This is a genomic window from Streptomyces sp. NBC_00122, from assembly GCF_045160845.1.
Classification (GTDB): domain Bacteria; phylum Actinomycetota; class Actinomycetes; order Streptomycetales; family Streptomycetaceae; genus Streptomyces.
In genome coordinates, this window is the sequence record NZ_CP108191.1 from 4,309,754 (window position 1) to 4,332,189 (window position 22,436).

A 22,436-nucleotide genomic window follows, 5' to 3' on the forward strand; every position below is an offset into this window, starting at 1 on the left:
AATGGGCGAGACGCGCCGTAAATAGTGAGCCCGAAGTGCCTGGTCGCAGCGTTTTCTGTGGCTCCGAGGGGCTTCGCCCGCAGTCCTGTTGGGTAGCCCGGGGTGTCCGTTATCTGATTTTGACCTCACGAGCACCCTGAATGCGCCAGTCCGAATGGCAAGATGCCGTAATCACACAAGGTCGCGACACTCGATGGTGCGTGCTCGACCTTTTTTCGGTGCTTTTCCACCAGCCGGAGGAACCAGCTCATGACCGCAAGCATCACCCGTCGTACGACCGCCGCCCGGTCCCGGATCGCCGCGGTCGGCGCGATCGCGGTTGCCGGCGCCCTGGTCCTCACCGGTTGTGGCGACCAGACCGACAAGGCCTCCACGGCCCCGTCGGGCCAGGCGAACAGCAGCGCGCCGCTCTTCTCGAAGCTTCCGAAGAAGATCCAGGACGCGGGTGTCATCAAGGTCGGTACGGACGCGACCTACGCGCCGATGGAGTTCACCGAGGGCGGCAAGATCGTCGGTGTCGACCCCGACGTGGCGGCGGCCCTGGCCAAGCAGCTCGGTGTCCAGTTCAAGTTCGAGTCCGGGACCTTCGACACCCTGATCGGCAGCATGCAGACGGGCCGCAGCGACCTGGTCATGTCCTCGCTCACCGACACCAAGGCCCGTCAGGAGGGCCTGGACGACAAGGGCGCCAAGACCGGTGCCGGTGTCGACTTCGTCGACTACTTCTCCGCCTCGACCGGCATCCTGGTCAAGAAGGGCAACCCGGAGGGCATCAAGACCCTCGACGACCTGTGCGGCAAGAAGGTCGCCGTCCAGCGCGGCACGACGTACGAGCAGTCCGCCAAGGACCAGTCCGAGAAGTGCAAGGCGGCCGGCAAGGGCGAGGTCGCCATCGAGTCCTTCCCGACCGACGCCGAGGCCCAGACCCGTGTGAAGGCCGGCGGCGCCGTCGCCGACCTGAACGACTCCCCGGTCGCCGCGTACATCGCGCAGACCGCGGGCGGCGGCAACGACTTCGAGGCCGTTGCCAACCCGACCGACGCCGGCCTCTTCGGCATCGCAGTGGACAAGAAGAACACCGAGCTGCGCGACGCGCTCAAGGAAGCCCTCGACGCGGTCATCAAGGACGGCACGTACAAGGCCGCCCTGGACAAGTGGAACGCGGGCTCCGGCGCCGTGACCGAGGCCAAGACCAACGCAGGCTCCTGACCTCCGCGCAGACCGCAGCACACTGAAGGGCAGTCACTGTGACTGACAAGCTCGACAAGGTCCCGGACCCGGCGGACACCCCGCCGGCCGGTACCGCCCACCCCGAGGCGATCCGCGCCATCCCGGTCCGCCACTACGGCCGCTGGATCAGCGGCGTGGTCGTCATCGGCCTGGTCGTGGCCCTGGCGTTCGCCTTCTCGCAGGGCAACGTGCGCTGGGCCACCGTGCCGGAGAAGCTGTTCGACCCGACCATCCTCCGCGGTGTGGTCAACACGGTCTGGATCAGCATCACGTCCATGGCCCTGGGCCTGGTGCTCGGCGTCCTCTTCGCCGTCATGCGCCTCTCGAAGAACCCGGTGACCAGCACCATCGCCTGGTTCTACATCTGGCTGTTCCGCGGCACCCCGGTGTACGTGCAGCTCCTCATCTGGTTCAACCTCGCCCTGATCTTCCCGATCCTGAACCTCGGGTTCTACAAGGACGAGATGACCCAGGTCATGACGCCGTTCCTGGCCGCCCTGCTGGGCCTCGGCCTCAACGAGGGCGCGTACATGGCGGAGATCGTCCGCGCCGGCATCCAGTCGGTCGACGAGGGCCAGACCGAGGCCTCGCACGCACTCGGCATGACCCGCATGCAGACCATGCGCCGGGTCGTGCTGCCGCAGGCCATGCGCGTGATCGTGCCGCCGTCGGGCAACGAGTTCATCAACATGCTCAAGACCTCGTCGCTCGTCGTGGCCGTGCAGTACTTCGACCTGCTGCGCGCGGCCCAGGACATCGCGTCCACCTCGTTCGCGGTGATGGAGATGTTCTTCGTCGCGTCGATCTGGTACCTCGCCCTGACCAGCGTGTTCAGCGTCGGCCAGTACTACCTGGAGCGCCGCTACGCCCGTGGTGCGCTCCGCTCCCTGCCGCCCACGCCGTTCCAGAAGGTCAAGGCGAAACTGTCCAGCTTCTCGAACCGCAAGGCGGTGGCCTGATGACGACTGCCATGGTGAAGGCCGAGGGCGTCCACAAGTCCTACGGTGCGGCGCACATCCTCAAGGGCATCGACCTGGAGGTCGCCCCGCGTGAGGTCTTCTGTCTGGTCGGCCCGTCCGGCTCCGGCAAGTCGACCTTCCTGCGGTGCATCAACCACCTGGAGCAGGTCAACGCCGGACGGCTGTACGTCGACGGGGAGCTCGTCGGATACCGCCAGAAGGGCGACAAGCTCTACGAGCTGAAGGACAGCGAGGTCGCGGCCCAGCGCCGGGACATCGGCATGGTCTTCCAGCGCTTCAACCTCTTCCCGCACATGACGGCCATAGAGAACGTCATGGAAGCCCCGGTCATGGTCAAGGGCGAGTCCAAGGCGGTGGCGCGCGAGCGTGCCGTACGCCTCCTGGACCGCGTCGGCCTCGGCGACAAGGGCGGGAACTACCCCACCCAGCTCTCCGGCGGCCAGCAGCAGCGCGTGGCGATCGCCCGCGCGCTCGCCATGGAGCCGAAGCTGATGCTCTTCGACGAGCCCACCTCGGCGCTCGACCCGGAGCTGGTGGGTGACGTCCTCGACGTCATGCGGGACCTGGCCGAGTCGGGCATGACCATGATCGTGGTCACGCATGAGATGGGCTTCGCCCGCGAGGTCGGCGACAACCTCGTCTTCATGGACGGCGGCGTGGTCGTCGAGTCGGGTCACCCCCGCGAGGTGCTGGGCAACCCCCAGCACGACCGGACGAAGGCGTTCCTGTCCAAGGTGCTGTAGTCGCACCCGCGGACAGGTGAGGGGCGGTACGGGTTTCCCGTACCGCCCCTCACGCATGTGCGTGTCGGTCCCTACTTGAGACCTAGGACCAGCGCGTCCGAGGGGGAGCGCCAGACCGTACGGGCCTCGGCGAACCCGGCGTCCAGGAGGGTGCCGGCGTGCCAGGCCTCGGTGGGGGTGTCGCCGTCGGCGTGCTCCCCGTAGATCTCGAAGCGCCGCTTCACCGGCTCGGCCAGCGCCGGGTCCGCGGCCGCCAGGGCCCACCACTCGCGCCAGTCCACGGCCCCGGCCGCCTTGGCCCGGTCCATGCCGGCGTGCCGGTGGGCGCGCTCGGCGGCGCCGATGCGGGGGGTGGCCGGGTCGGGCATGTGGTCGGCGTTCATGAACACCCCGCCCGGCCTGACCAGGGGTGCCAGCTGCCCGTACAGGACGGCGAGCTCCTTGCTCGGCAGCCAGTGCAGGGCCGTGGCCGTCAGGACCGCGTCGTACGTGGCGCGGGGCAGGGCCGCGCGCCAGTCGGGGTCCTTGAGGTCGGCGGTCACGAAGGTGACCCGCCGGTCCCCGGCGAAGTAGCCCTCGGCGATGGTCAGCAGCGCCGGGTCGAGGTCGACGCCCGTACTGGTGGCCTCCGGGAACCTCTTGAGGACGCGGTCCGTGATACTTCCCGTACCGCACGCGAGGTCCAGGACCCGGGGGGCGGGGCCGACCAGGGCCTCGACCATGTCGAGCATCACCCGGAACCGCTCCTCGCGGTCGGGCATGTACCACTCCTGCTGCCGGTCCCAGCTGTCCTGCCATGCCTGCCACGCCCGCCGACCGGTGCCGGTTTCCGCCGTATCCGCCATCACGAACCCCTCCATGCGTAATACCCTCGAAGACGTCTCAGCCGTTACCGGAGACACTAATCCGCAGCCGTAAGGACTACAAGTGGAACTGGCCCATTACTCGGACTTCGCCGTGAGCCTGGTCAACACCGAGGAGCCGGCCCGCAACAAGGACTCGTTGACCTCGGTGGACGCCGTCCGCGCCCTCTTCGGCGCAAGCCTGCAGATGGCCCGCCGGGTCACCGACACCGACGTCACCCGCTTCCGCAACGTCCGCGGCCGGCTGCGCGCCGTCTTCGAGGCCGCCGACAGCGGGGACCACGTCCTCGCGGTCGACCTGCTGAACTCGCTGCTCATGGAGTTCCCCGTCAGCCCCCAGGTCTCCGGCCACGAGACGATCGGCGAGGACGGCCGCCCCGACTGGCACATCCACCTCGCCGAGCACCCCTCGAACGCCTCCGCGGGATACGCCGCCATGGCGGCGATGGGCCTGGCCTTCCACGTCACCGAGCACGGCCCCGACCGCCTCGGCCTGTGCCAGGCAGCGCCCTGCCGCAACGCCTACCTCGACACCTCCACCAACCGCTCCCGGCGCTACTGCTCCGACCGCTGCGCCACCCGGGCCAACGTGGCCGCCTACCGTGCCCGCAAGCGGCTGGAGGCCGAGGAGTCCGCCCGCAGCGGACGCACCGCCGAGACCGCCCAGGAGAGCCGGGCCCTGAGCGAGCGCTGATCCTCCCCGCGCGGCCGGATGCGCAGGACCGCCGTCGCCAGCACCAGTTCGTCGGGCACCGGCCCGTAGACGGTGCTGTCGCCGGTCTCGTTGTACGGGTTGTCGCCGAGCACCCACCAGCAGCCGCCCGGCCGCCGCTCCACCGCCCGCTTGATGACCAGCAGGTCCTGCTGGAACGGGTGGCGCAGCACCACCACGTCACCCGGACGGACCGCCGCTCCGTACCGGACCAGCACCTGGTCCCCGTGGACCAGCGTCGGCACCATCGACGGCCCGCTCACGTCGACCAGTCCGAAGCGCCCCCGCGGGTGCCCGCTCTCCACCATTCCCGACCTCCTCGTCACCCCCGCATGCTGCCGTAAGGCCCCGTACATTCGCGCACCGGTCCGCCCACGACGCTGGACTTTTGTCCTAAGCCCATGGGGGCGACCGCGAAAACGGCATTCCGAGCGAGTAATCTCCCCCTTGAGAAGACGATCACGAGGAGGACAAACTCCATGCTTTCCCGCCTCTTCGCCCCCAAGGCGAAGGTCTCCGCCCACTGCGATCTTCCGTGCGGCGTGTACGACCCTGCCCAGGCCCGCATCGAGGCCGAGTCCGTCAAGGCCGTGCAGGAGAAGTACCAGGCCAACGACGACGCCGACTTCCGCGCGCGCGCCATCACCATCAAGGAGCAGCGCGCCGAGCTCGCCAAGCACCACGTCTCGGTGCTGTGGAGCGACTACTTCAAGCCGCCGCACTTCGAGAAGTACCCGCAGCTGCACACGCTGGTCAACGACACCCTGAAGGCCCTCTCGGCCGCCAAGGCGTCGAACGACCCGGCCACCGGCGCGAAGGCCCTTGAGCTCATCGCCGAGATCGACCGCATCTTCTGGGAGACCAAGGCCGCCTGATCCGGCGCCTTGTGCACCTGGTGCACCCTGACGAGAACGGCCCGACTGCAGCGCGCAGCCGGGCCGTTCTCGTGTCCAGGTCAGTCCTCCGTGTCGTCGTCCTCGTCGTCCAGGCGGGCCAGCCAGGTGGCCAGGCGTTCCACCGGGACCTCGAAGTCGGGATTCAGGTCGACGAACGTACGAAGCTGCTCGGCGAGCCACTCGAAGGTGACCTCCTCCTCGCCGCGCCGCTTCTCCAGCTCCTCGATGCCGCGATCGGTGAAGTACAAGTCGGGCTCCGTGCCGTGATGTGGATGTGCAGGGGGGTGTTTCCCGCCAGGATAATCCGCTCTGCGGTGAGACCTCCCGCCTGCTGCGCCTGCGGCGCTAGCCTGGATGTCTCACGAGCAGGGGGCGCGAATGACGGAAGGGCGCACGGCCCGCTCCGCGCGCGCCTTCGAGCTTCTGGAGCCCCTCGTACAGGCCGCGACCGTACGCGTCCACGCCCCGGCGGGCGGGTATGGATCCCCTGTGACCGGCCCCACCTGGGGGAGCGGCTTCTTCATCGCCCCCGGCTGGGTCCTGACGTGCGCGCACGTCGTCGGCGAAGGGGGTGCTGCGGTGCGTCTGACGGGGCGCGAGGTCGGCATCACCTTCTCCTCCGGGGGCAACGGTTCCACCGGGACCGTCACCGGGCGGGTGGAGTGCGTACTGCCCGAGCGGCTGGAGGAGCGGCGCCCCGGCCCGCGGACCATGTGGGACCTGCCCGACCTGGCGCTGATCCGGGTCCTGGCCCCCGTCTCGCACGCCTGCGTCTGGCTGACCGACCGCTCCCGGCCGCGCTTCGAGGAGGTCGCGTACTTCGGCTGCACCGAGGACCTCGGCACGCCCGAGATCACGGGCCGCACCACCCGGCTCCGCGGCACCGCGGGCAACGGCGCGGCCATCCGGCTCGGCGACGACGACGAGATCGAACCCGGCATGTCCGGGGGCCCCGTGGTGGACCTGGCCCGCGGCGAGGTCGTCGGCGTGGTCAAGGCCCGCCGGCACACCGGGGCCGGCGGACTCGCCGTCTCGGTCGCGCAGCTGCGCACGCTGCCGATGCCCGCACGCGGCCAGACGGGGCTCTACCGGCGGGTCATGCAGGCCCACGACCTGCACCACTACGACCAGCACCTCAGCGACCTCAACAGTCGGCGGACCTGGACGGACGTGCACGACGAACTCCCGGCCGAGGACGGGGACCCGTACGCCGGGCGCGGCCGCCTCACCCCCGGCGAGCGCACCACCCTGTGCGGGCTGCTGGCCGAACTGCCCCCGCCGGGCTCCTCCGAGGTCGTACAGGCCCTGGTGGAGGCGGCGCGCGGGGAGGAGCCGGACCCGCACCCGCTCGCCCCGCTGAGCTGGCGCGACGGGCTGGGGCTGCTGCACGACCCGCCGGGCGGGGCAGGGGAGGCGGCGGCCATGCTGCGGTACGCGACGGACGTGAGCGTGGCCGACTACCGCGAGCCGCCCACACCGGGCGCCGACGAGGAACTGTGGGACTGGGTACGGGCCACCGCCGAGCGGCTGTGGCGGCCGCTGCGCAGGGAGCTCGGCGAGCGCCACGAACGGGGCCTGGCCGAGCGCGAGCTGCGCCGGCGGGCCTCGGCCGGGCGTGCCGTACGGGGTCCCGCCCGCCCGGCCGGCGGGCTGCCGACCGGGGCCTCGGCCCTGCTGCAGCTGTGGGCGCACGGCTGGGAGGACGTCTACGACTGGAAGGTCTCGGTGCTGGCGGGCCCGGCCCACCCCGGGCGGGTGCGGGCGGTGGATTCGGGCGTACGGGCCACCCTGCGGGAGCTGCCCGAGGTGTTACGGGCCCCGCTCGCCGAGGCCTTCCGGGCCTCCGACACCCACGAGGCGGCGGCCGTGCTCGAAGTGGCCGTCGAACCGGAGCTGTTCGGGGTGCCCGTGGACGCATGGGTGCTGGTGGGCGGCGTACCGCTGGGGGGGCAGCGGCCGGTGGTGTTCCGCTACCCGGAGGGAAGCGGCGCGCCCGCCGCGGCCGCCCGGTGGGCCCGGGTGCAGGCGGGGCCGCTGCTCGACGAACGGGCCGACTGCGTACGGGGGCGTGCGCGCAGCCCCGCGCCGGGCTGGCTGGCCGCGCTCCCGGACAACACCGTGCCGGTGCACTGCCGGGCGGCGGCGCTGGAGCCCACGCTCGGGGCGCTGCACGCGGTGCGGGACGCCGGGTACGGGATGGCGGTGGGCCGCCGGCCCCCGGCGGATCCGGGGGTGTCGTGCGCCCCCTTCCACCGCGGGCTGCGGGAGGAACTGGCCGAAGCGGGCCGGGCGGAGGTGCTGCCGCTGCGGTTGCAGGCGCTGCGGGGGCGGGCGTACGGGGCCGACCCGGACGCCTACTGGGCGGCGGGGGCGACGCTCGTATGGGACGACCCCGCGCGCGCCCTGCCCGAGGACGAGCCGCTCCAGGGGGACCTGTGACCGGCAGGAGGGAGCAGCACCCATGAACGACGAATGGCTCATATACCGAGGTGTCGGCGAACCCCACGACGGGATCGAGGCCCTGCCCGATCCGCCTCCGTGGCGGGACTTCGACGGCGGGCCCGTGGACGAGGAGGGCGCGGCGGCCGGGGCCGGCACGGCCGACGGCAACATCGCCCGGCGGCTCGGCGCGCACCGGCAGGCCGCCGAGCTGCACCGGCCCGAGCCCGAGGAGCTGGAGGCCATCAACGCCGCGCTGTACCTGCGGCGGCCGCTGCTGGTCACGGGCTTTCCCGGAACGGGCAAGTCCACCCTCGCGCACGCCGTGGCCCACGAGTTGAAGCTGGGCCGGGTGCTGCGCTGGCCGGTGGTGTCGCGGACCGTGCTCCAGGACGGCCTGTACCGGTACGACGCCCTCGCCCGGCTCCAGGACGTGCAGATCGCCGCGAGCGGCGGAGCCGTGGGCGGGGGGCAGGGCGGGGCGCCCGGTGCCGGCCGGCCTCCGGGCATCGGGAAGTACATCCGGCTCGGGCCGCTGGGCACCGCCCTGCTGCCCGCCGAGCGGCCCCGGGTGCTGCTCATCGACGAGCTCGACAAGAGCGACATCGACCTGCCCAACGACCTGCTGAACGTCCTGGAGGAAGGGGAGTTCGCCCTTCCGGAGCTGGAGCGGGTCGCCGACACCGAGCCCGAGGTGCAGGTGCTCACCGACGACGGGGCGAAGGTGACCGTCCGGGGCGGCCGGGTGCGCTGCCGGGCCTTCCCCTTCATCATCCTGACCAGCAACGGGGAACGGGACTTCCCCGCCGCCCTGCTGCGGCGCTGCATCCAGCTCAAGCTCGGGCAGCCCGGTGAGAAGCGGCTCGCGACCATGGTCCGCGCCCACCTCGGGGAAGAGGCCGCCCAGCTCGGGGCCGACCTGATCCGGGAGTTCCTCAGCCGCTCGCAGTCCGAGCTGGTCGCCGCCGACCAGCTGCTCAACGCCGTCTACCTGACCCACTACGCCGCCCCGCCCACCCGGGAGGACCTCGCGGACCTGCTCATCCAGCGACTCGACCGCCCGAGGTGACGGGCCGTGCCGCCACGCGACGAACCTCCGCCCGCCGGACCTCCGCCCGCGGGAAGCCCCCCGGCCGGACCGTCCGGCATCCGCGAACTGGCCGTGCTGCTGCGCCGCGCCGGGCTCGATCCGTCCGCCGAGGAGCTCGCCGACGCGCTGTGGCTGGCCGGTCGGATCAGCGGGCCCGGGCGGCCCGCACCGGGTGCGGAGGCGTCCGCACCAGAACCGGAGGATGAGGATCCGGTCAGTCCGCCCGTGGATCCCGGGCGCGCGGAGCCGGAAGCCGGTGATCCGGTCAGGCTCTATCCGCCCGGGACGCGCCGCGGCGGCGAGACCGAGGCGGAGCTCGCGGGGGAGGTGCCAGGGGAGCGCGGGGTGCCCGTACGGGTCCCCAGGGCGGCCGCGCTGCCACGCATCCTGGAGATACAGCGCGCCCTGCGCGCCCTCCAGCGGCACCGCCCGCCCGCCCCGCCCACCCGGATGGTCCTCGACGAGCCGGCCACCGCCGAGGCCAGCGCCCGGGCCCTCGGGCTGGTCATCCCGGTGCTCCGGCCCGACAGCAGGCGCGAGGCGACCGCACGGCTGGTGATGGACGCGTCGCCGTCGATGGCGGTGTGGCAGGACATGTTCGAGGAACTGCGTTCCGTGTGCGAGCGGCTGGGTGCCTTCCGGGACGTCCAGGTGCACTACCTGCACCGGCTCGCCGACGGTACGGCCGCGCTCGGGCGCGGCCCCGTGCCCGGCCCCGGGCTGCGCTCCGGGGAACAGCTGCGCGACCCCACCGGGCGGGCCCTGACCATGATGGTCTCCGACTGCGCCGGACCGCTGTGGCGCGAGGGCGCGGCGCAGCGGCTGCTGCACCGGTGGGCCGAGTGCACCCCGTGCGTGGTCGTGCAGCCGCTGCCGCAGCGGCTGTGGGGCCGCAGCTGGCTGCCGACCGAGCGGGGCACGCTCTCCCGCGTCGAGGGCAGCGGCGGGAAGCTGAAATTCCGGTCGGACCGGCCGCCGCTGCCCGGACGGCTCGTGGGCGGGCTGACCGTGCCCGTGCTGCCCCCGGGCGCGACAGCCCTCGGAGCCTGGGCCCGGCTCGTCGCCGGGCTGGGCACCGGCCCGGTTCCGGCGGAGGTGGGCCGGGTGCTGGCCGCCCACCCGGCGGCGCCCCCGCCGCCGCCGCGTGCCGTACGGCCGCCGCGCGAGCTGGTGGCGCGGTTCAGGTCCTCGGCCGCGCCCCGGGCCGTACAGCTGGCCGTCTACCTGTCGGCGGCCCCGCTGACGCTGCCCGTCATGCGGCTGGTGCAGCGCACGATGCTGCCCGACTCCGAGCCCTCGGACCTGGCCGAGGTGCTGCTGAGCGGGCTGCTGCGGCGCAGCGCGGAGGCGCCGGGGCAGTGGTACGAGTTCGCGCCCGGCGTGCAGGACGTACTGCTGGGGCCGCTGGGGCGGGACGAGGCCGCCCTCGTGCTCAAGCACTGCTCGGAGTACGTACAGGCCCACTTCGGGCGGGGCGTACGGAACTTCCCCGCCCTCGCGGTCTCGCAGCTCACCGGAGCACCGTCCGCCGAGGCCGGACCCGCGCCGGAGGACGCCGCGGAGCGCACGCCCGCCGGGCGGCTCCCGCAGGCCTTCGCCCAGGTCTCGGCCAAGGTGGTACGGCGCTACCTGCCCGGGGTGCCGGAGGACGGGGACCCGCCGGTCCGCGAGCCCGCCGCGCCCCCGGCGCCCGGCCGGGCCGGCGCGGTGCGCGCGGCGCGCGACCGGCTCGCGGACGGGGACGCGCGCGCCCTGTACGAAGCCGTGGCGGTACTGCGCCGCGCCGTGACGGCCCCGCCCGGGCCCGGCGATCCGCCGGAGGAGGCGGAGACCGAACTGGCGGGCGCGCTGCTGCGGCTGTGGGCGGCCCAGCGGGACCCGGAACTCCTCGCCGAGGCCGAGCGGGCCCTGACCGGCCTGCGCACCGCGCCGGCCCGGTTCGCGCGGGGCCGGGTGCTGTACGAGCGGGCGCGGGCGGCCGCCCGTACGGCCTCGTCGGTCGACGCGGAGCTGCTGGCCGCCGCCGACCGGGAGTTCGCGGCGGCCGGCGCCTCGGCCGACCCCGCACTGCGGCGGGACTGCGCGGTGCGCCGCGCCGAGACCCTGATCCGGCTGAGCGCCCTGCGGGACGACCCGGGCGCGCTGCGCGAGGCGCGGGCCGCCCTGGAGCCGCTGGCCGGGCCCACGCCCGGCGGAGCCGTGGACGCGCCGCCGCATCCCGGACTCCAACAGGCCCTGGGCCGCGTCCTGCTGGCCCTGCTGCCCCACACCCCGGACCCGGCCGAGCGCACGGCCCTGGCCGAGCAGGCCGCGGCGCGGCTGGCCGCGACCGCCCTGACCACGGACGGCACGGCCGGTCGAGAAGGGCGCGCACGGGTGCGGGTGGAGCTGGCCGGCGCCCTGCGGTACCTGCCCGGGCGGCTGGAGGAGGCGGCCGGTGAGCTGGACGCGGCCCTCGCGGAGGCCGGCGGCGACGCCGAGCTGCGGGTGGCGGCCCTGGTGTGCCTGGCGCGGGTGCACCGGGCGCGCCACGAGCGGGACGCCGACCCGGCGGCCCTGGAGGACGCCGCCGAGGCGTACGGCCGCGCCCGGCGGCTGATCCCCCGGGACGCGGAGGCCTTCGCCGAGCTGCTGCCCGAATGGGGCGACGTCCTGCTGGAGCGGGCCCGCGCCGCCGACGGGCGGCGCTTCACCGGGGCCGCCGTACGCGTGCTGCGCGAGAGCCGGGCGGCGGTGCCGCAGTCCGACCCCGGGGCGGCGCACCGGCTGCTGAGACTGGCCGCGGGGCTCCGGCTGCGGCACGCCTACGAAGGGGACCCGGTGGACCTGCGGGAGGCGGAGTACCTGCTGGAACTCGCCGTCCGGCAGAGCCGCAGCCCCCTGGAGAGGGCCCGCGCCTGGCGGGACCACGGGGACGTGCAGCAGGAGATCCACGGCCACACCCGGGCCGTGGACCGCCTGGACCGGGCGGCGGACTCCTACCGGCGGGCCTGGCGGGCCGCCCTGGAGGCCGACCACGAGGAGCGCCGGGCCGCGGGCACCGCCGTGTCGCTGGCCGCCCGCGTGCAGGAGCTGCGCGGGGAGGTACTGGAGCGCCTCGCCCGGCCCCGGGCGGCCCTGGACGCGTACCGCTCCGCGCTGGAGCTGTGGATGCGGATCGGCACAGGTGCGGAAGGGGCGGCCGAGGCGGGGGCCGAAGGGCGGTCCGAGGCGCTCGCCGCGCGGATCAGCGCCCTGGAGGCGGCCCTCTGAGCCGCCCTGCGCCCCCGGTCCGCCCGTTTCCGGGCGCCGGGGGGAGGGGAAAAGGCAGTGGACCATCGAACGTGCGACGCAAGAGGGGGACGGGCGGCCCATGGTGACGAAGGATCAGGATGTGGCAGTGGTGGTCCAGCGGTGCTCCGGGGGGCTGCCGGATCTCTCAGGCCTGGATCTGGCGGCGCTGCGCGGGATCGACCATCCCGTGCTCGCCCAGGTGATCGAGGGCATGGTCGAGCGGGTGACCAATCCGGCCGAGATCCTCAACGCCTTCGACTCGGGCGTCGCCTGACCGGACGCGGTGGCGGGCCGCACGCCACTTGACCGCTTTCCGCCGTTAGCCGAGGCCGTCCGAAGGGCAGGGATGGACCGTCGCTGGGGTACCTCCCAGCAGCCACCGGGGGAGGGAGGCGCGGGCGATGAGGCACACCGGCACGAGCGACGCCGCGCTGCCCGCACAGGACTCGGCGCCGCCCGCACAGAACGCCGCGCCGCCCGCACAGGACGCCGCGCCGCCCGGACGCAACGCCGCGCAGGAGGCCCACGCCCGCCACGCGCCCTGGCCCCACACCCGGCTCGACGTGCCCGCCCTGCGGACCGCCGGCCACCGGCCCCATCCGATACGGCAGTTCGTGCTCAAGACGCGCAGCCGCTGCAACCTCGCCTGCACCTACTGCTACGTCTACGAACTGGCGGACCAGAGCTGGCGCGGCCAGCCCGCCGTCATGGCCCCGGCCACCGCCCGCCGCGCCGCCGAGCGGATAGCCGAGCACGCCGCCGCCCACGACCTGCCCCGCGTCGACCTTGTGCTGCACGGCGGCGAACCGCTGCTCACCGCGCCCGCCCAGCTGGCCGGGCCCGTCGAGGCCGTACGGGCCGCCGTGGCCGCGGCCGCCCCGCGCACCCGGGTCACCGCCGCCGTCCAGACCAACGGCACCCTCCTCACCCGCGGCCGGATCGCCGCGCTGGCCGCCGCCGGGATACGCGTCGGCGTCAGCCTCGACGGAGGCCTCCCCGCGCACAACGCCCGGCGCGTCGACCACACCGGGCGCCCCGGGTTCGGCGCCGCCGCCCGCGGCCTGCGGTTACTGGCACGGCATCCGGACAGCTACGCCGGGGTGCTGTGCGTCATCGACCTCGACCAGGACCCGGTGGAGACGTACGAGTCCCTGCTCGCCTTCGCCCCGCCCAGCCTCGGGCTGCTGCTGCCGCTCGCCAACTGGAGCTCCCCGCCGGCCGGCCACCGGCCCGGTGCGACCCCGTACGCCGACTGGCTCCTCGCCGTCTTCGAACGCTGGTGGCACGACGGTGTACGACGCACCCGGATCCGGATCTTCGAGGAGATCATCGCGCTGCTGCTCGGCCTGCCCGCCGCCACCGAGACCCTCGGGCTCGCGCCCGCCGCCACCGCCGTCATCGAGACCGACGGCTCCATCGAACAGGCCGATTCGCTGAAGTCCGCCTACGAGGGCGCCGCCGCAACCGGGGCGACCCTCGCCACCCACAGCTTCGACCAGATCCTCGACCACCCCGGATTCGCCGCCCGCCAGCTCGGGCGGGACGCGCTCGCCGCCGGGTGCCGCGCCTGCGAGCTGGTGGACGTGTGCGGCGGCGGCCACTACCCGCACCGCTACCGCGCCGGCGAGGGATTCCGGCAGCCTTCCGTGTACTGCGCGGACCTCCAGGTCCTGATCCGGCACATCGCCGCGGCCCTCCAGCGGGCCGCGTCCACGGCCACCGCGGCCCACCCCCCGGCGGTCGCCTCATGACCTCCGCCCTCGCCGCCTTCTCCGTCTCCTCCCGCACCCTGCGCGCCCTCGCCTCCACCGAGCCCTCCACCGACGGGACCCGCCTGGTCCGCGACGTCCGCCGCTCCAAGCGCCTGGTCCTGCTGCGCGGGGTCCTCGACGCCGCCCCCGGCGGCCGGTCCGGGGAGACCGCCGCTCACTGGGCCCTGCTGGAGGAGGCCGAACGCCACGCCCCCGCCGCCGTGCGCGACGTCCTGCACTACCCGGCCACGGGGGTGTGGGCCGAGGAGACCCTGCGCCGCCTGCACGCCCCGGACGGCCCCCCGCCGGACCTCGGCCACCTCGGGGCCCTCGCCGTCGCCGCCGCCCTGCGCGCCGGGATCTCCTTCACCCACACCCTGCGCCCCCAGCACGGCCGCCTCGTCCTGCCCACGCTCGGACTCCTGCGCCCGGACCGCCCGGGCCCGCTCGCCCTCACCGAACGCACCTGGGACCCCGAGGACCCCGTCACCCTCCCCCTGCACACGCTCCCCGGCGGCCGGACCGCCCTCGACGACCTCGACCCCTACCGGGCATCCGGCCCCGCGCAGCAGGCCCCCGTACGCCCCGCCCGCCGGCTCACCTCCAAGGGACACCGGCGCTGGGACACCCAGTGGTCCGGCGCGCTCACCCTGCTCCAGCGGTACGACACCGCCCGCGCCGAGGAGACCGTGCAGCTGCTGCGCTCCGTCGTACCGCTCGCCGGAGGTTCCCGCTCCAGCGGCGCGACCCTGCCCGCGGCCGCCGGCTCCGTACTGGCCCGCGCACAGGCTCCGCCCGCGCTGGCCGCCACCCTCGTGCACGAGGTCCAGCACGGCAAGCTCACCGCCCTCGCCGACGTCCTGACCCTGCACACCGCCGACCGCGTCCCCCGCTACTGGGCCCCCTGGCGCGCCGACCCCCGCCCGCTGGAGGGACTCCTCCACGGCGCCTACGCCCACCTGGCCCTGGCCGGGTACTGGCAGCGCGCCGCCCTCTACGGGGCACGCGGCGCCTGGGCCCAGCACGCCCGGATCCGCGCCCAGGTCGCCGCCGTCCTGCCCGTACTGCACGCGGACGACCGACTGACCTCCGCGGGACGGGAGTTCACCGAAGCGATGAGGTCCGCCGAACGGGCCATGGACGAACTCCCGCCCCCCGGGGACCAGCACGCCACCGCCCGCCGGGCCGTCGACCGCGAGCGCCGCGCCTGGTGCGCGGAACACCCCGAACTCGCGCCGTTCGCACAAGGCTGACGGACCGTCCGCTGAGGTACCTTTTCAATCCCGTCCACTGCCCGGATCTCAGGGAGACGGCCGCATGACCGGTAGTCGGCAGGAACAGACCATTTCAGCCGCTGGGCCGCAGCGGTTCGTCATCAGCTTCGCCGGGTTCAACCGGCCCTGGGCCGTGTGGATCGCCCACCGGCTGGAGGAGCACGGCCACCGCGTCGCCCTCCAGCGCTGGGACCCGCAGAACAGGCCCGGCCTCGCCCAGGCCCTCGACGACCTCGCCCGCTCCGGCAGCCGGGTCCTCCTCGTCCTCAGCGAACGCTACTTCTCGGCCGGGACCCACACCGACGAGGAGTGGAACACCGCCCTGCGCGCGGTGACCGACCGCCACCGCGACCGGTTCGCGGCGGTCTGCCTCACCGACTCCCCGCTGCCCAGCGCCGTGGCCGTCCTGGAGAAGACCGACCTGTGGGGCCTGGACGCGTACGAGGCGGAGTACCGCGTGCTGCGCCGCCTGGAGCTGCCCACCGACCGGATCGGCACCGAGAGCGGCCGACGCGGCCCCCGCTTCCCCAACGACCCGCCCGAGATCTGGGGCCGGGTCCCGCGCCGGAACCCGCGCTTCACCGGCCGCAACGACGTCATCGGCACCCTGCGCGCGGCGCTCGCCGAAGCCCCGGCCGGCGCCTCCACCGTCACCCTGCTCGGGCTCTCCGGCGTCGGCAAGACCCAGGTCGCCACCGAGTACGCCTACCGCTTCGCCTCCGAGTACGACGTGGTGTGGTGGGTCCCCGCCGAGGACCGGCCCACCCTGCGCGAACGCCTCGCCGACCTGGCCCCCGCCCTCGGCCTGCCGCGCGGCGCCGGCAGCTACGGCGAGCAGATCCGCGCCGTCCTGGAAGCACTGCGGCGCGGATCCCCTTACAGCCGCTGGCTGATCGTCTTCGACGGCTGCGACAACCCCGACGACCTCACCGACCTGCTGCCCTCCGGCGCGGGCGACGTCATCATCACCTCCCGCAACCGCGAGTGGGCCTCCCGGCACACCAACCTCGTCGAAGTACCGCTCTACGCCCGCCCCGAGTCCATCACCTTCATCCGGCGCCGTGCGCTGCGGCTCACCGCCGTGGAGGCCGACCAGCTCGCCGAGGCCCTGGAGGACTACCCGCTCGCCCTCGACCAGACCGCCGGCTGGCTCGCCGACTCCCCGCTGACCGTCGGCGACTACCTGGCGCTGCTCCAGCGCCGGATGGACTCCCGCGAGGCCGTCACCGTCTCCGACGACTACCCGCTGCCCTTCCCCACGGCCCTGGCCATACTGCTCAACAACGTCCGGGAGAACTTCCCCGACGCCCTCGCCCTGCTGCGGCTGTTCGTCTTCTTCGCACCCGGGCCGGTGCCGCTGCGGCTGCTGCGCGAATTCCCCGCCGACGAGGTGCCCGAGGAACTCGCCGGGCTGATCAACGACCAGATCCGGTGGAACGCGGCCCTCAACAAGCTCGTCCAGTTCTCCGTGGTCCGCCTGGAGTACTCCGACCTGCCCGTGGAGGAGGGCGGCGGCGGGCTGGAGACCGTACAGCTGCACCGCATGGTCCACGGCATCGTCCGGGACAACCTCTCCGAGGACGAGGCCGAACCGCTCTCCCGCGCCGTCCGCCAGGTCCTCGCCGCCGCCGACCCCGGCCGGCCGTCCGACTCCCGGCTGTGGCCCCGCTACGCCGAGCTCATCCCGCACCTGGCCACCGCCGGGGTGCTGACCAGCAGCAACCCGCGCATCCAGACCTTCCTGCTGCACTGCCTGCGCTACCTGATCCTCGCCGGGGAGTACCGCACCTGCCTGCGGCTCTCCGAGGAGACCGACCACGCCTGGCGCGCCATGCTCGGCGAGGACCACCCCAAGGTCCGCGAGCTCAGCTACCAGTACGGCGGAGCGCTGCGCAACCTCGGCCTCTTCCGCCGCGCCGAGACCCTCACCAAGGCCGTCGCCGACCGGCTCACCGGCGAACGCGGCGACCGCGACCTGGAGACCCTGCGCGCCAGCAGCGCGTACGGCGGAGTCCTGCTGTGCATCGCCAAGTTCGAGCCGGCCCGCAAGATCTTCGAGCACTGCCTGGCCATGTACCGCGAGCTGCTCGGCGAGGACGACTCGACGACGCTCGGCGCCCAGAACAACCTGGCCGCCACCTACCGGCTGCTGGGCCGCTACCAGGACGCCTACGACCTCGACCTGGACACCCTGCGCCGCCGCGAGCGGGTGCTGCGGGCCCAGCACATCTCCACCCTCTCCTCCGGCATCGCCTGCGCCATGGGGCTGCGGATGATGGGCCGCTACCGGGAGGCGCAGACCCGGCAGGAGCAGGGGCTCAAGCTCAACACCCAGGTGCTGGGGCTGGGCCACCCGCAGACCCTGCGCGCCGAGCACAACCTCGGGCTGTGCCTGCGGCGTTCCGGGGACATCCCCGGTGCGGGCATGCGGCTGCGGGCCGTGTGGGAACGGGCCACGCGGGTCTTCGGCATCGACTACCCGTGGACGCTGATGGTGGCCTCCGACTACGCCACCTACCTCAGGGAGTACGGGGACATCGGCGAGGCCCGCCGGATCTCCGAGGACGTGGTCCGCGGCTACCAGTCCCAGCTGGGCCTCGCCCACCCGTACAGCATCGGCACGGTCGGCAACCTCGGCCTGGTGCTGCGGGCCCAGGGCGAGCGGGCCGAAGCCCTCTCGCTCGCCGAACAGGCGCTGGTCGGCATGCGGGGCGCACTGGGCGACCGGCACCCCTGGACGCTGGGCTGCGCCCTGAACGCCACCGGACACCGCAACATCACCGGGCGCCTGGAAGACGCGCTGGACCTGAGCCGCGAGACGCTGCGCACCGCCGAGCAGGTGCTGGGCCCGGACCACCCCATGACGCTGAGCGCGCAGATCGCGCTGGCCGCGGACCTGCGGTCGGTACGGGAGGACGCGGAGGCCGGCAAGCACGAGGAGGCCGGCATCAAGGGCCTCATCCGGACACTGGGCCCGCAACACGTCCACACGGTCTCGGCCCGCCAGCAGGCCCGCCCGTACTGGGACTTCGAGCCCCAGCCGTAGAGCCGGAAGGCCCGGCTCCCCGTGAGGGGGCCGGGCCTTCCACTGCTGGGCCGCGCGGCGACTAGGCCTCGAAGACCTCGTTCAGCAGGAGCTGCTGCTCCGCCTGGTGGCGCTTCGCCGAGCCGACGGCGGGCGACGAGCCGTGCGGGCGCGAGATGCGCCGCAGGCGCTCGCCCGCCGGGACGTCCGCGCCGACCGCCAGGTCGAGGTGGTCGATCAGGTTCAGCGCGATGAACGGCCACGCACCCTGGTTCGCCGGCTCCTCCTGGGCCCAGATGTACTTCGCCGCGTTCGGGAACTTGGCGATCTCCGCCTGGAGCTCAGCGCCCGCCAGCGGGTACAGCCGCTCGATGCGGATGATCGCGGTGTCCGTGATGCCGCGCTTCTGCCGCTCGGCCTCCAGGTCGTAGTAGACCTTGCCCGCGCAGAAGACGACCTTGCGGACCGCGTTCGGCTCCACCGTCGCGTCGCCGATGACCGGACGGAACGAACCGGTGGTGAACTCCTCCGCCTTCGACGCCGCCGCCTTCAGACGCAGCATCGACTTCGGGGTGAAGACGATGAGCGGCTTGTGGTGCGGGTTGTGGACCTGCCAGCGCAGCAGGTGGAAGTAGTTCGACGGCAGGGTCGGCATCGCGACCGTCATGTTGTCCTGCGCGCACATCTGCAGGAAGCGCTCGGGGCGCGCGGACGAGTGGTCCGGGCCCTGGCCCTCGTAGCCGTGCGGCAGGAGCAGCGTGACGCCGGAAGTCTGGCCCCACTTCTGCTCGGCCGAGGAGATGAACTCGTCGACGACGGTCTGCGCGCCGTTGACGAAGTCACCGAACTGGGCCTCCCAGAGGACCAGCGCGTCCGGGCGGGCCAGCGAGTAGCCGTACTCGAAGCCCATGGCCGCGTACTCGGAGAGCAGCGAGTCGTAGACGTTGTAACGGGCCTGCTCGTCCGACAGGTACTGCAGCGGGGTGTAGTCCTCGCCGGTCTCCCGGTCGATGAGGACCGCGTGGCGCTGGCCGAACGTGCCGCGGCGGGAGTCCTGGCCGGACAGCCGGACCGGGGTGCCCTCCATCAGCAGCGAGCCGAAGGCCAGGGTCTCGCCCATGCCCCAGTCGATGGTGCCCTCGTCGATCATCGCCGCACGGCGCTGCAGCTGCGGCAGCAGACGCGGGTGGACGGTGACGTGTTCGGGGATGTTGACCTGGGACTCGGCGATCCGCTTGACGACGTCCTGGGAGATCGCGGTGTTCACGGTGACCGGGAACTGCTGCGCGACCTGGGCCGGCGGCACCGGGGCGCCGACGGCGGGCTGCGCGGCGGCCTCGCGGACCTCCGCGAAGACCTTCTCCAGCTGGCCCTGGAAGTCCTGGAGCGCCTGCTCGGCCTCTTCCAGCGTGATGTCGCCGCGACCGATGAGGGACTCGGTGTACAGCTTGCGCACCGAGCGCTTCTTGTCGATCAGGTCGTACATCAGCGGCTGCGTGAACGCCGGGTTGTCGGACTCGTTGTGGCCGCGGCGGCGGTAGCAGATGAGGTCGATGACCACGTCCTTGTTGAACGCCTGACGGAACTCGAAGGCGAGCCGCGCGACGCGGACCACTGCCTCCGGGTCGTCGCCGTTCACGTGGAAGATCGGCGCCTCGATCATGCGGGCCACGTCGGTCGCGTACATGGACGAACGCGAGGACTCCGGTGCGGCGGTGAAGCCGACCTGGTTGTTGATGACCACGTGCACGGTGCCGCCGGTGCGGTAGCCGCGCAGCTGCGACATGTTCAGCGTCTCGGCGACCACACCCTGGCCCGCGAAGGCCGCGTCGCCGTGCAGGGCCAGCGGGAGGACCGTGAAGTCCGTGCCGCCCTTGTTGATGACGTCCTGCTTGGCGCGGGCGACACCCTCCAGGACCGGGTCGACGGCCTCCAGGTGGGAGGGGTTGGCGACGAGCGAGACCTTGATCTGCTCGCCGTCCAGGCCCGTGAAGGTGCCCTCGGCGCCCAGGTGGTACTTGACGTCGCCGGAGCCGTGCATGGACTTCGGGTCGAGGTTGCCCTCGAACTCGCGGAAGATCTGCGCGTACGACTTGCCGACGATGTTCGCGAGCACGTTCAGGCGGCCGCGGTGGGCCATGCCGATGACGACCTCTTCGAGGCGGGCCTCGGCGGCCGAGTCGATGACGGCGTCGAGCAGCGGGATGACGGACTCGCCGCCCTCCAGGGAGAAGCGCTTCTGGCCGACGTACTTCGTCTGCAGGAAGGTCTCGAAGGCCTCCGCCGCGTTCAGGCGGCGCAGGATGCGCAGCTGCTCCTCGCGCTCCGGCTTGGTGTGCGGACGCTCGATGCGGTCCTGGATCCAGCGGCGCTGCTTGGGGTCCTGGATGTGCATGAACTCGACGCCGGTGGTGCGGCAGTACGAGTCGCGCAGCACGCCGAGGATGTCGCGGAGCTTCATCATCGACTTGCCGGAGAAGCCGCCGACCGCGAACTCGCGCTCCAGGTCCCACAGGGTGAGGCCGTGCTCGGTGATGTCGAGGTCGGGGTGCTTGCGCTGCTTGTACTCCAGCGGGTCGGTGTCGGCCATGACATGGCCGCGGACCCGGTAGGAGTGGATCAGCTCGAAGACGCGGGCGGCCTTCGTGACGTCGTCGTCGTGGCTGGCGTCGATGTCGCGGTTCCAGCGGACCGGCTCGTACGGGATGCGCAGCGCCTCGAAGACGTCGTCGTAGAAGCCGCTCTCGCCGAGCAGCAGGTTCGCGACGATGCGCAGGAACTCGCCGGAGGCCGCGCCCTGGATGACCCGGTGGTCGTAGGTCGAGGTCAGGGTCATGACCTTGGAGATGCCCAGCTTGTTCAGGGTGTCCTGCGAGGTGCCCTGGAACTCGGCGGGGTAGTCCATGGAGCCGACGCCCATGATGACCGACTGTCCGGGCATCAGGCGGGGCACGGAGTGCACGGTGCCCAGGCCGCCGGGGTTGGTCAGCGAGACGGTGACGCCGGTGAAGTCATCCATCGTCAGCTTGCCGACACGGGCGCGGCGGACGATGTCCTCGTAGGCCTGCCAGAACTCGAAGAAGTTGAGGGTCTCGGCCTTCTTGATGCCGGCGACGACCAGCTGGCGGTCGCCGTTCGGCTTCACCAGGTCGATCGCGAGACCGAAGTTGATGTGCTCCGGCTTGACCAGGGTCGGCTTGCCGTCCTTCTCCGCGAAGGAGTGGTTCATGGCCGGCATGGCCTTGATCGCCTGCACCATCGCGTAGCCGATGAGGTGGGTGAAGGAGATCTTCCCGCCCCGGGCGCGCTTGAGGTGGTTGTTGATGACGATGCGGTTGTCGAACAGCAGCTTCACCGGGACGGCGCGGACGGACGTGGCCGTCGGCACGTCCAGCGAGGCGTTCATGTTCTTCGCGACGGCGGCAGCCGGGCCGCGGAGCGTCACCAGCTCGGGGCCCGCGGGGGCCTCGGTGGCGGGCGCGGCCTTCTGAGCGGCTACGGCGGAGGAGGCGGGCGCGGCCGGTGCGGCGGCCGGGGCCTGGGAGGTGACAGTCACAGCAGGGGCACCAGAGGGGGTGGCAGGAGCAGGGGCAGGAGCTGACACAGGCGTGGGCGCGGCGGAGGGCGCGGTGGCAGCCGCTCCAGTGGAGCGGGTGCTCGCACCGGCGCTCGCCGCCCCCGTGGCGGCGGCGTCGGCGGCCTGGGGGGCTGCGGTGACGGTGGTGGCGGCCTGTGCGGAGGCGCCGTCCGTCGTCGCAGTGGTCTTCTTCGGCTCTTCGGACTTCACCGGAGCGGCAGCCCCCGGCTTGTAGTCGGCGAAGAAGTCCCACCAGGCCCGGTCGACCGAGTTCGGGTCCTGGAGGTACTGCTGATAGATCTCGTCGACGAGCCACTCATTGGCGCCGAAGCCTGAGGCGGGGTTCTTCCCGCCCCCTGCTGCTTCGGTCGTGGTGCTCGAGTTACTGGGGGACTGTGGCGACACGGCGGCAACCGCCCTCTTCCGCTTCACAAGGTATGGACAGCGGGAATAAAGGCTACGCCTCCTGGACCGCGAGATGCAGACCGGGCGGGACTTCCGTCGCGTAGGTCACATCGAACGGCGGGTTTCATCGCCTGGAATGGCGGGAAACACGTGTGGTTCGGGTAGGGGGCACCGAGGT

16 protein-coding genes are annotated in these 22,436 nt (G+C 73.0%); 12 read left to right on the forward strand and 4 right to left on the reverse strand.

Features of this window, described 5'->3' with window-relative positions; all coding sequences use genetic code 11:
- Positions 1 to 249: 249 nt before the first annotated feature.
- The 3 genes from OG737_RS20635 to OG737_RS20645 are packed head-to-tail and all read left to right on the forward strand — an operon-like array spanning position 250 to position 2,953.
- Positions 250 to 1,209, forward strand: coding sequence for an ABC transporter substrate-binding protein (locus OG737_RS20635; protein ID WP_328927593.1), 960 nt, complete (start codon positions 250 to 252; stop codon positions 1,207 to 1,209).
- Between the two features lie 38 nt (positions 1,210 to 1,247).
- Positions 1,248 to 2,189, forward strand: a complete 942-nt coding sequence (locus OG737_RS20640; RefSeq protein ID WP_405678568.1) for an amino acid ABC transporter permease — start codon at positions 1,248 to 1,250, stop codon at positions 2,187 to 2,189.
- Positions 2,189 to 2,953, forward strand: a complete 765-nt coding sequence (locus OG737_RS20645; RefSeq protein ID WP_328927594.1) for an amino acid ABC transporter ATP-binding protein — start codon at positions 2,189 to 2,191, stop codon at positions 2,951 to 2,953. The genes OG737_RS20640 and OG737_RS20645 overlap by 1 nt, the downstream gene beginning before the upstream one ends.
- 71 nt (positions 2,954 to 3,024) lie before the next feature.
- On the opposite strand, the gene OG737_RS20650 is transcribed toward OG737_RS20645, so the two are convergent.
- Positions 3,025 to 3,798 (reverse strand): class I SAM-dependent methyltransferase, encoded by a 774-nt coding sequence (locus tag OG737_RS20650; protein WP_405921847.1) that lies wholly within the window; start codon positions 3,796 to 3,798, stop codon positions 3,025 to 3,027.
- 82 nt (positions 3,799 to 3,880) lie between these two features.
- Here OG737_RS20650 and OG737_RS20655 point away from each other — a divergent pair, with 82 nt between their 5' ends.
- Positions 3,881 to 4,510, forward strand: a complete 630-nt coding sequence (locus OG737_RS20655; protein WP_328927596.1) for a CGNR zinc finger domain-containing protein — start codon at positions 3,881 to 3,883, stop codon at positions 4,508 to 4,510.
- Here the strand turns inward: OG737_RS20655 and sodX are convergent.
- Complete coding sequence (sodX, locus tag OG737_RS20660) at positions 4,414 to 4,836, reverse strand: nickel-type superoxide dismutase maturation protease (RefSeq protein WP_328927597.1); 423 nt, start codon at positions 4,834 to 4,836, stop codon at positions 4,414 to 4,416. The genes OG737_RS20655 and sodX overlap by 97 nt on opposite strands.
- A 171-nt stretch (positions 4,837 to 5,007) precedes the next feature.
- On the opposite strand from sodX, the gene sodN reads away from it, so the two are divergent.
- Positions 5,008 to 5,403, forward strand: coding sequence for a superoxide dismutase, Ni (gene sodN, locus OG737_RS20665; RefSeq protein ID WP_030709803.1), 396 nt, complete (start codon positions 5,008 to 5,010; stop codon positions 5,401 to 5,403).
- Between the two features lie 80 nt (positions 5,404 to 5,483).
- On the opposite strand, the gene OG737_RS20670 is transcribed toward sodN, so the two are convergent.
- Positions 5,484 to 5,672, reverse strand: a complete 189-nt coding sequence (locus tag OG737_RS20670; RefSeq protein WP_328927598.1) for a DUF6104 family protein — start codon at positions 5,670 to 5,672, stop codon at positions 5,484 to 5,486.
- 130 nt (positions 5,673 to 5,802) lie between these two features.
- Between OG737_RS20670 and OG737_RS20675 the strand changes: the two genes are divergently transcribed.
- The 7 genes from OG737_RS20675 (at position 5,803) to fxsT (ending at position 18,297) form a co-directional block, all read left to right on the forward strand.
- Positions 5,803 to 7,863 (forward strand): trypsin-like peptidase domain-containing protein, encoded by a 2,061-nt coding sequence (locus tag OG737_RS20675; protein WP_405921848.1) that lies wholly within the window; start codon positions 5,803 to 5,805, stop codon positions 7,861 to 7,863.
- Positions 7,864 to 7,885: 22 nt separating this feature from the next.
- The gene (locus OG737_RS20680; RefSeq protein WP_405678562.1) at positions 7,886 to 8,932 is read left to right on the forward strand and encodes an AAA family ATPase; all 1,047 of its coding nucleotides are present in this window, start codon (positions 7,886 to 7,888) and stop codon (positions 8,930 to 8,932) included.
- A 6-nt stretch (positions 8,933 to 8,938) separates the two neighbouring features.
- On the forward strand, positions 8,939 to 12,205 hold the full coding sequence (locus OG737_RS20685; RefSeq protein ID WP_405678560.1) for an SAV_2336 N-terminal domain-related protein: 3,267 nt from the start codon (positions 8,939 to 8,941) through the stop codon (positions 12,203 to 12,205).
- 121 nt (positions 12,206 to 12,326) lie between these two features.
- Positions 12,327 to 12,500, forward strand: a complete 174-nt coding sequence (gene fxsA / locus OG737_RS20690; RefSeq protein WP_328927602.1) for an FxSxx-COOH cyclophane-containing RiPP peptide — start codon at positions 12,327 to 12,329, stop codon at positions 12,498 to 12,500.
- Between the two features lie 127 nt (positions 12,501 to 12,627).
- The gene (locus OG737_RS20695) at positions 12,628 to 13,977 is read left to right on the forward strand and encodes an FxsB family cyclophane-forming radical SAM/SPASM peptide maturase (RefSeq protein WP_405678558.1); all 1,350 of its coding nucleotides are present in this window, start codon (positions 12,628 to 12,630) and stop codon (positions 13,975 to 13,977) included.
- On the forward strand, positions 13,974 to 15,230 hold the full coding sequence (locus OG737_RS20700; protein WP_405678556.1) for an HEXXH motif domain-containing protein: 1,257 nt from the start codon (positions 13,974 to 13,976) through the stop codon (positions 15,228 to 15,230). The genes OG737_RS20695 and OG737_RS20700 overlap by 4 nt, the downstream gene beginning before the upstream one ends.
- 64 nt (positions 15,231 to 15,294) lie before the next feature.
- Positions 15,295 to 18,297, forward strand: coding sequence for an FxSxx-COOH system tetratricopeptide repeat protein (fxsT, locus tag OG737_RS20705; RefSeq protein WP_328927605.1), 3,003 nt, complete (start codon positions 15,295 to 15,297; stop codon positions 18,295 to 18,297).
- A gap of 61 nt (positions 18,298 to 18,358) precedes the next feature.
- Here the strand turns inward: fxsT and OG737_RS20710 are convergent, their stop codons facing one another.
- Positions 18,359 to 22,258, reverse strand: a complete 3,900-nt coding sequence (locus tag OG737_RS20710) for a multifunctional oxoglutarate decarboxylase/oxoglutarate dehydrogenase thiamine pyrophosphate-binding subunit/dihydrolipoyllysine-residue succinyltransferase subunit (protein WP_328927606.1) — start codon at positions 22,256 to 22,258, stop codon at positions 18,359 to 18,361.
- Positions 22,259 to 22,436 lie beyond the last annotated feature (178 nt).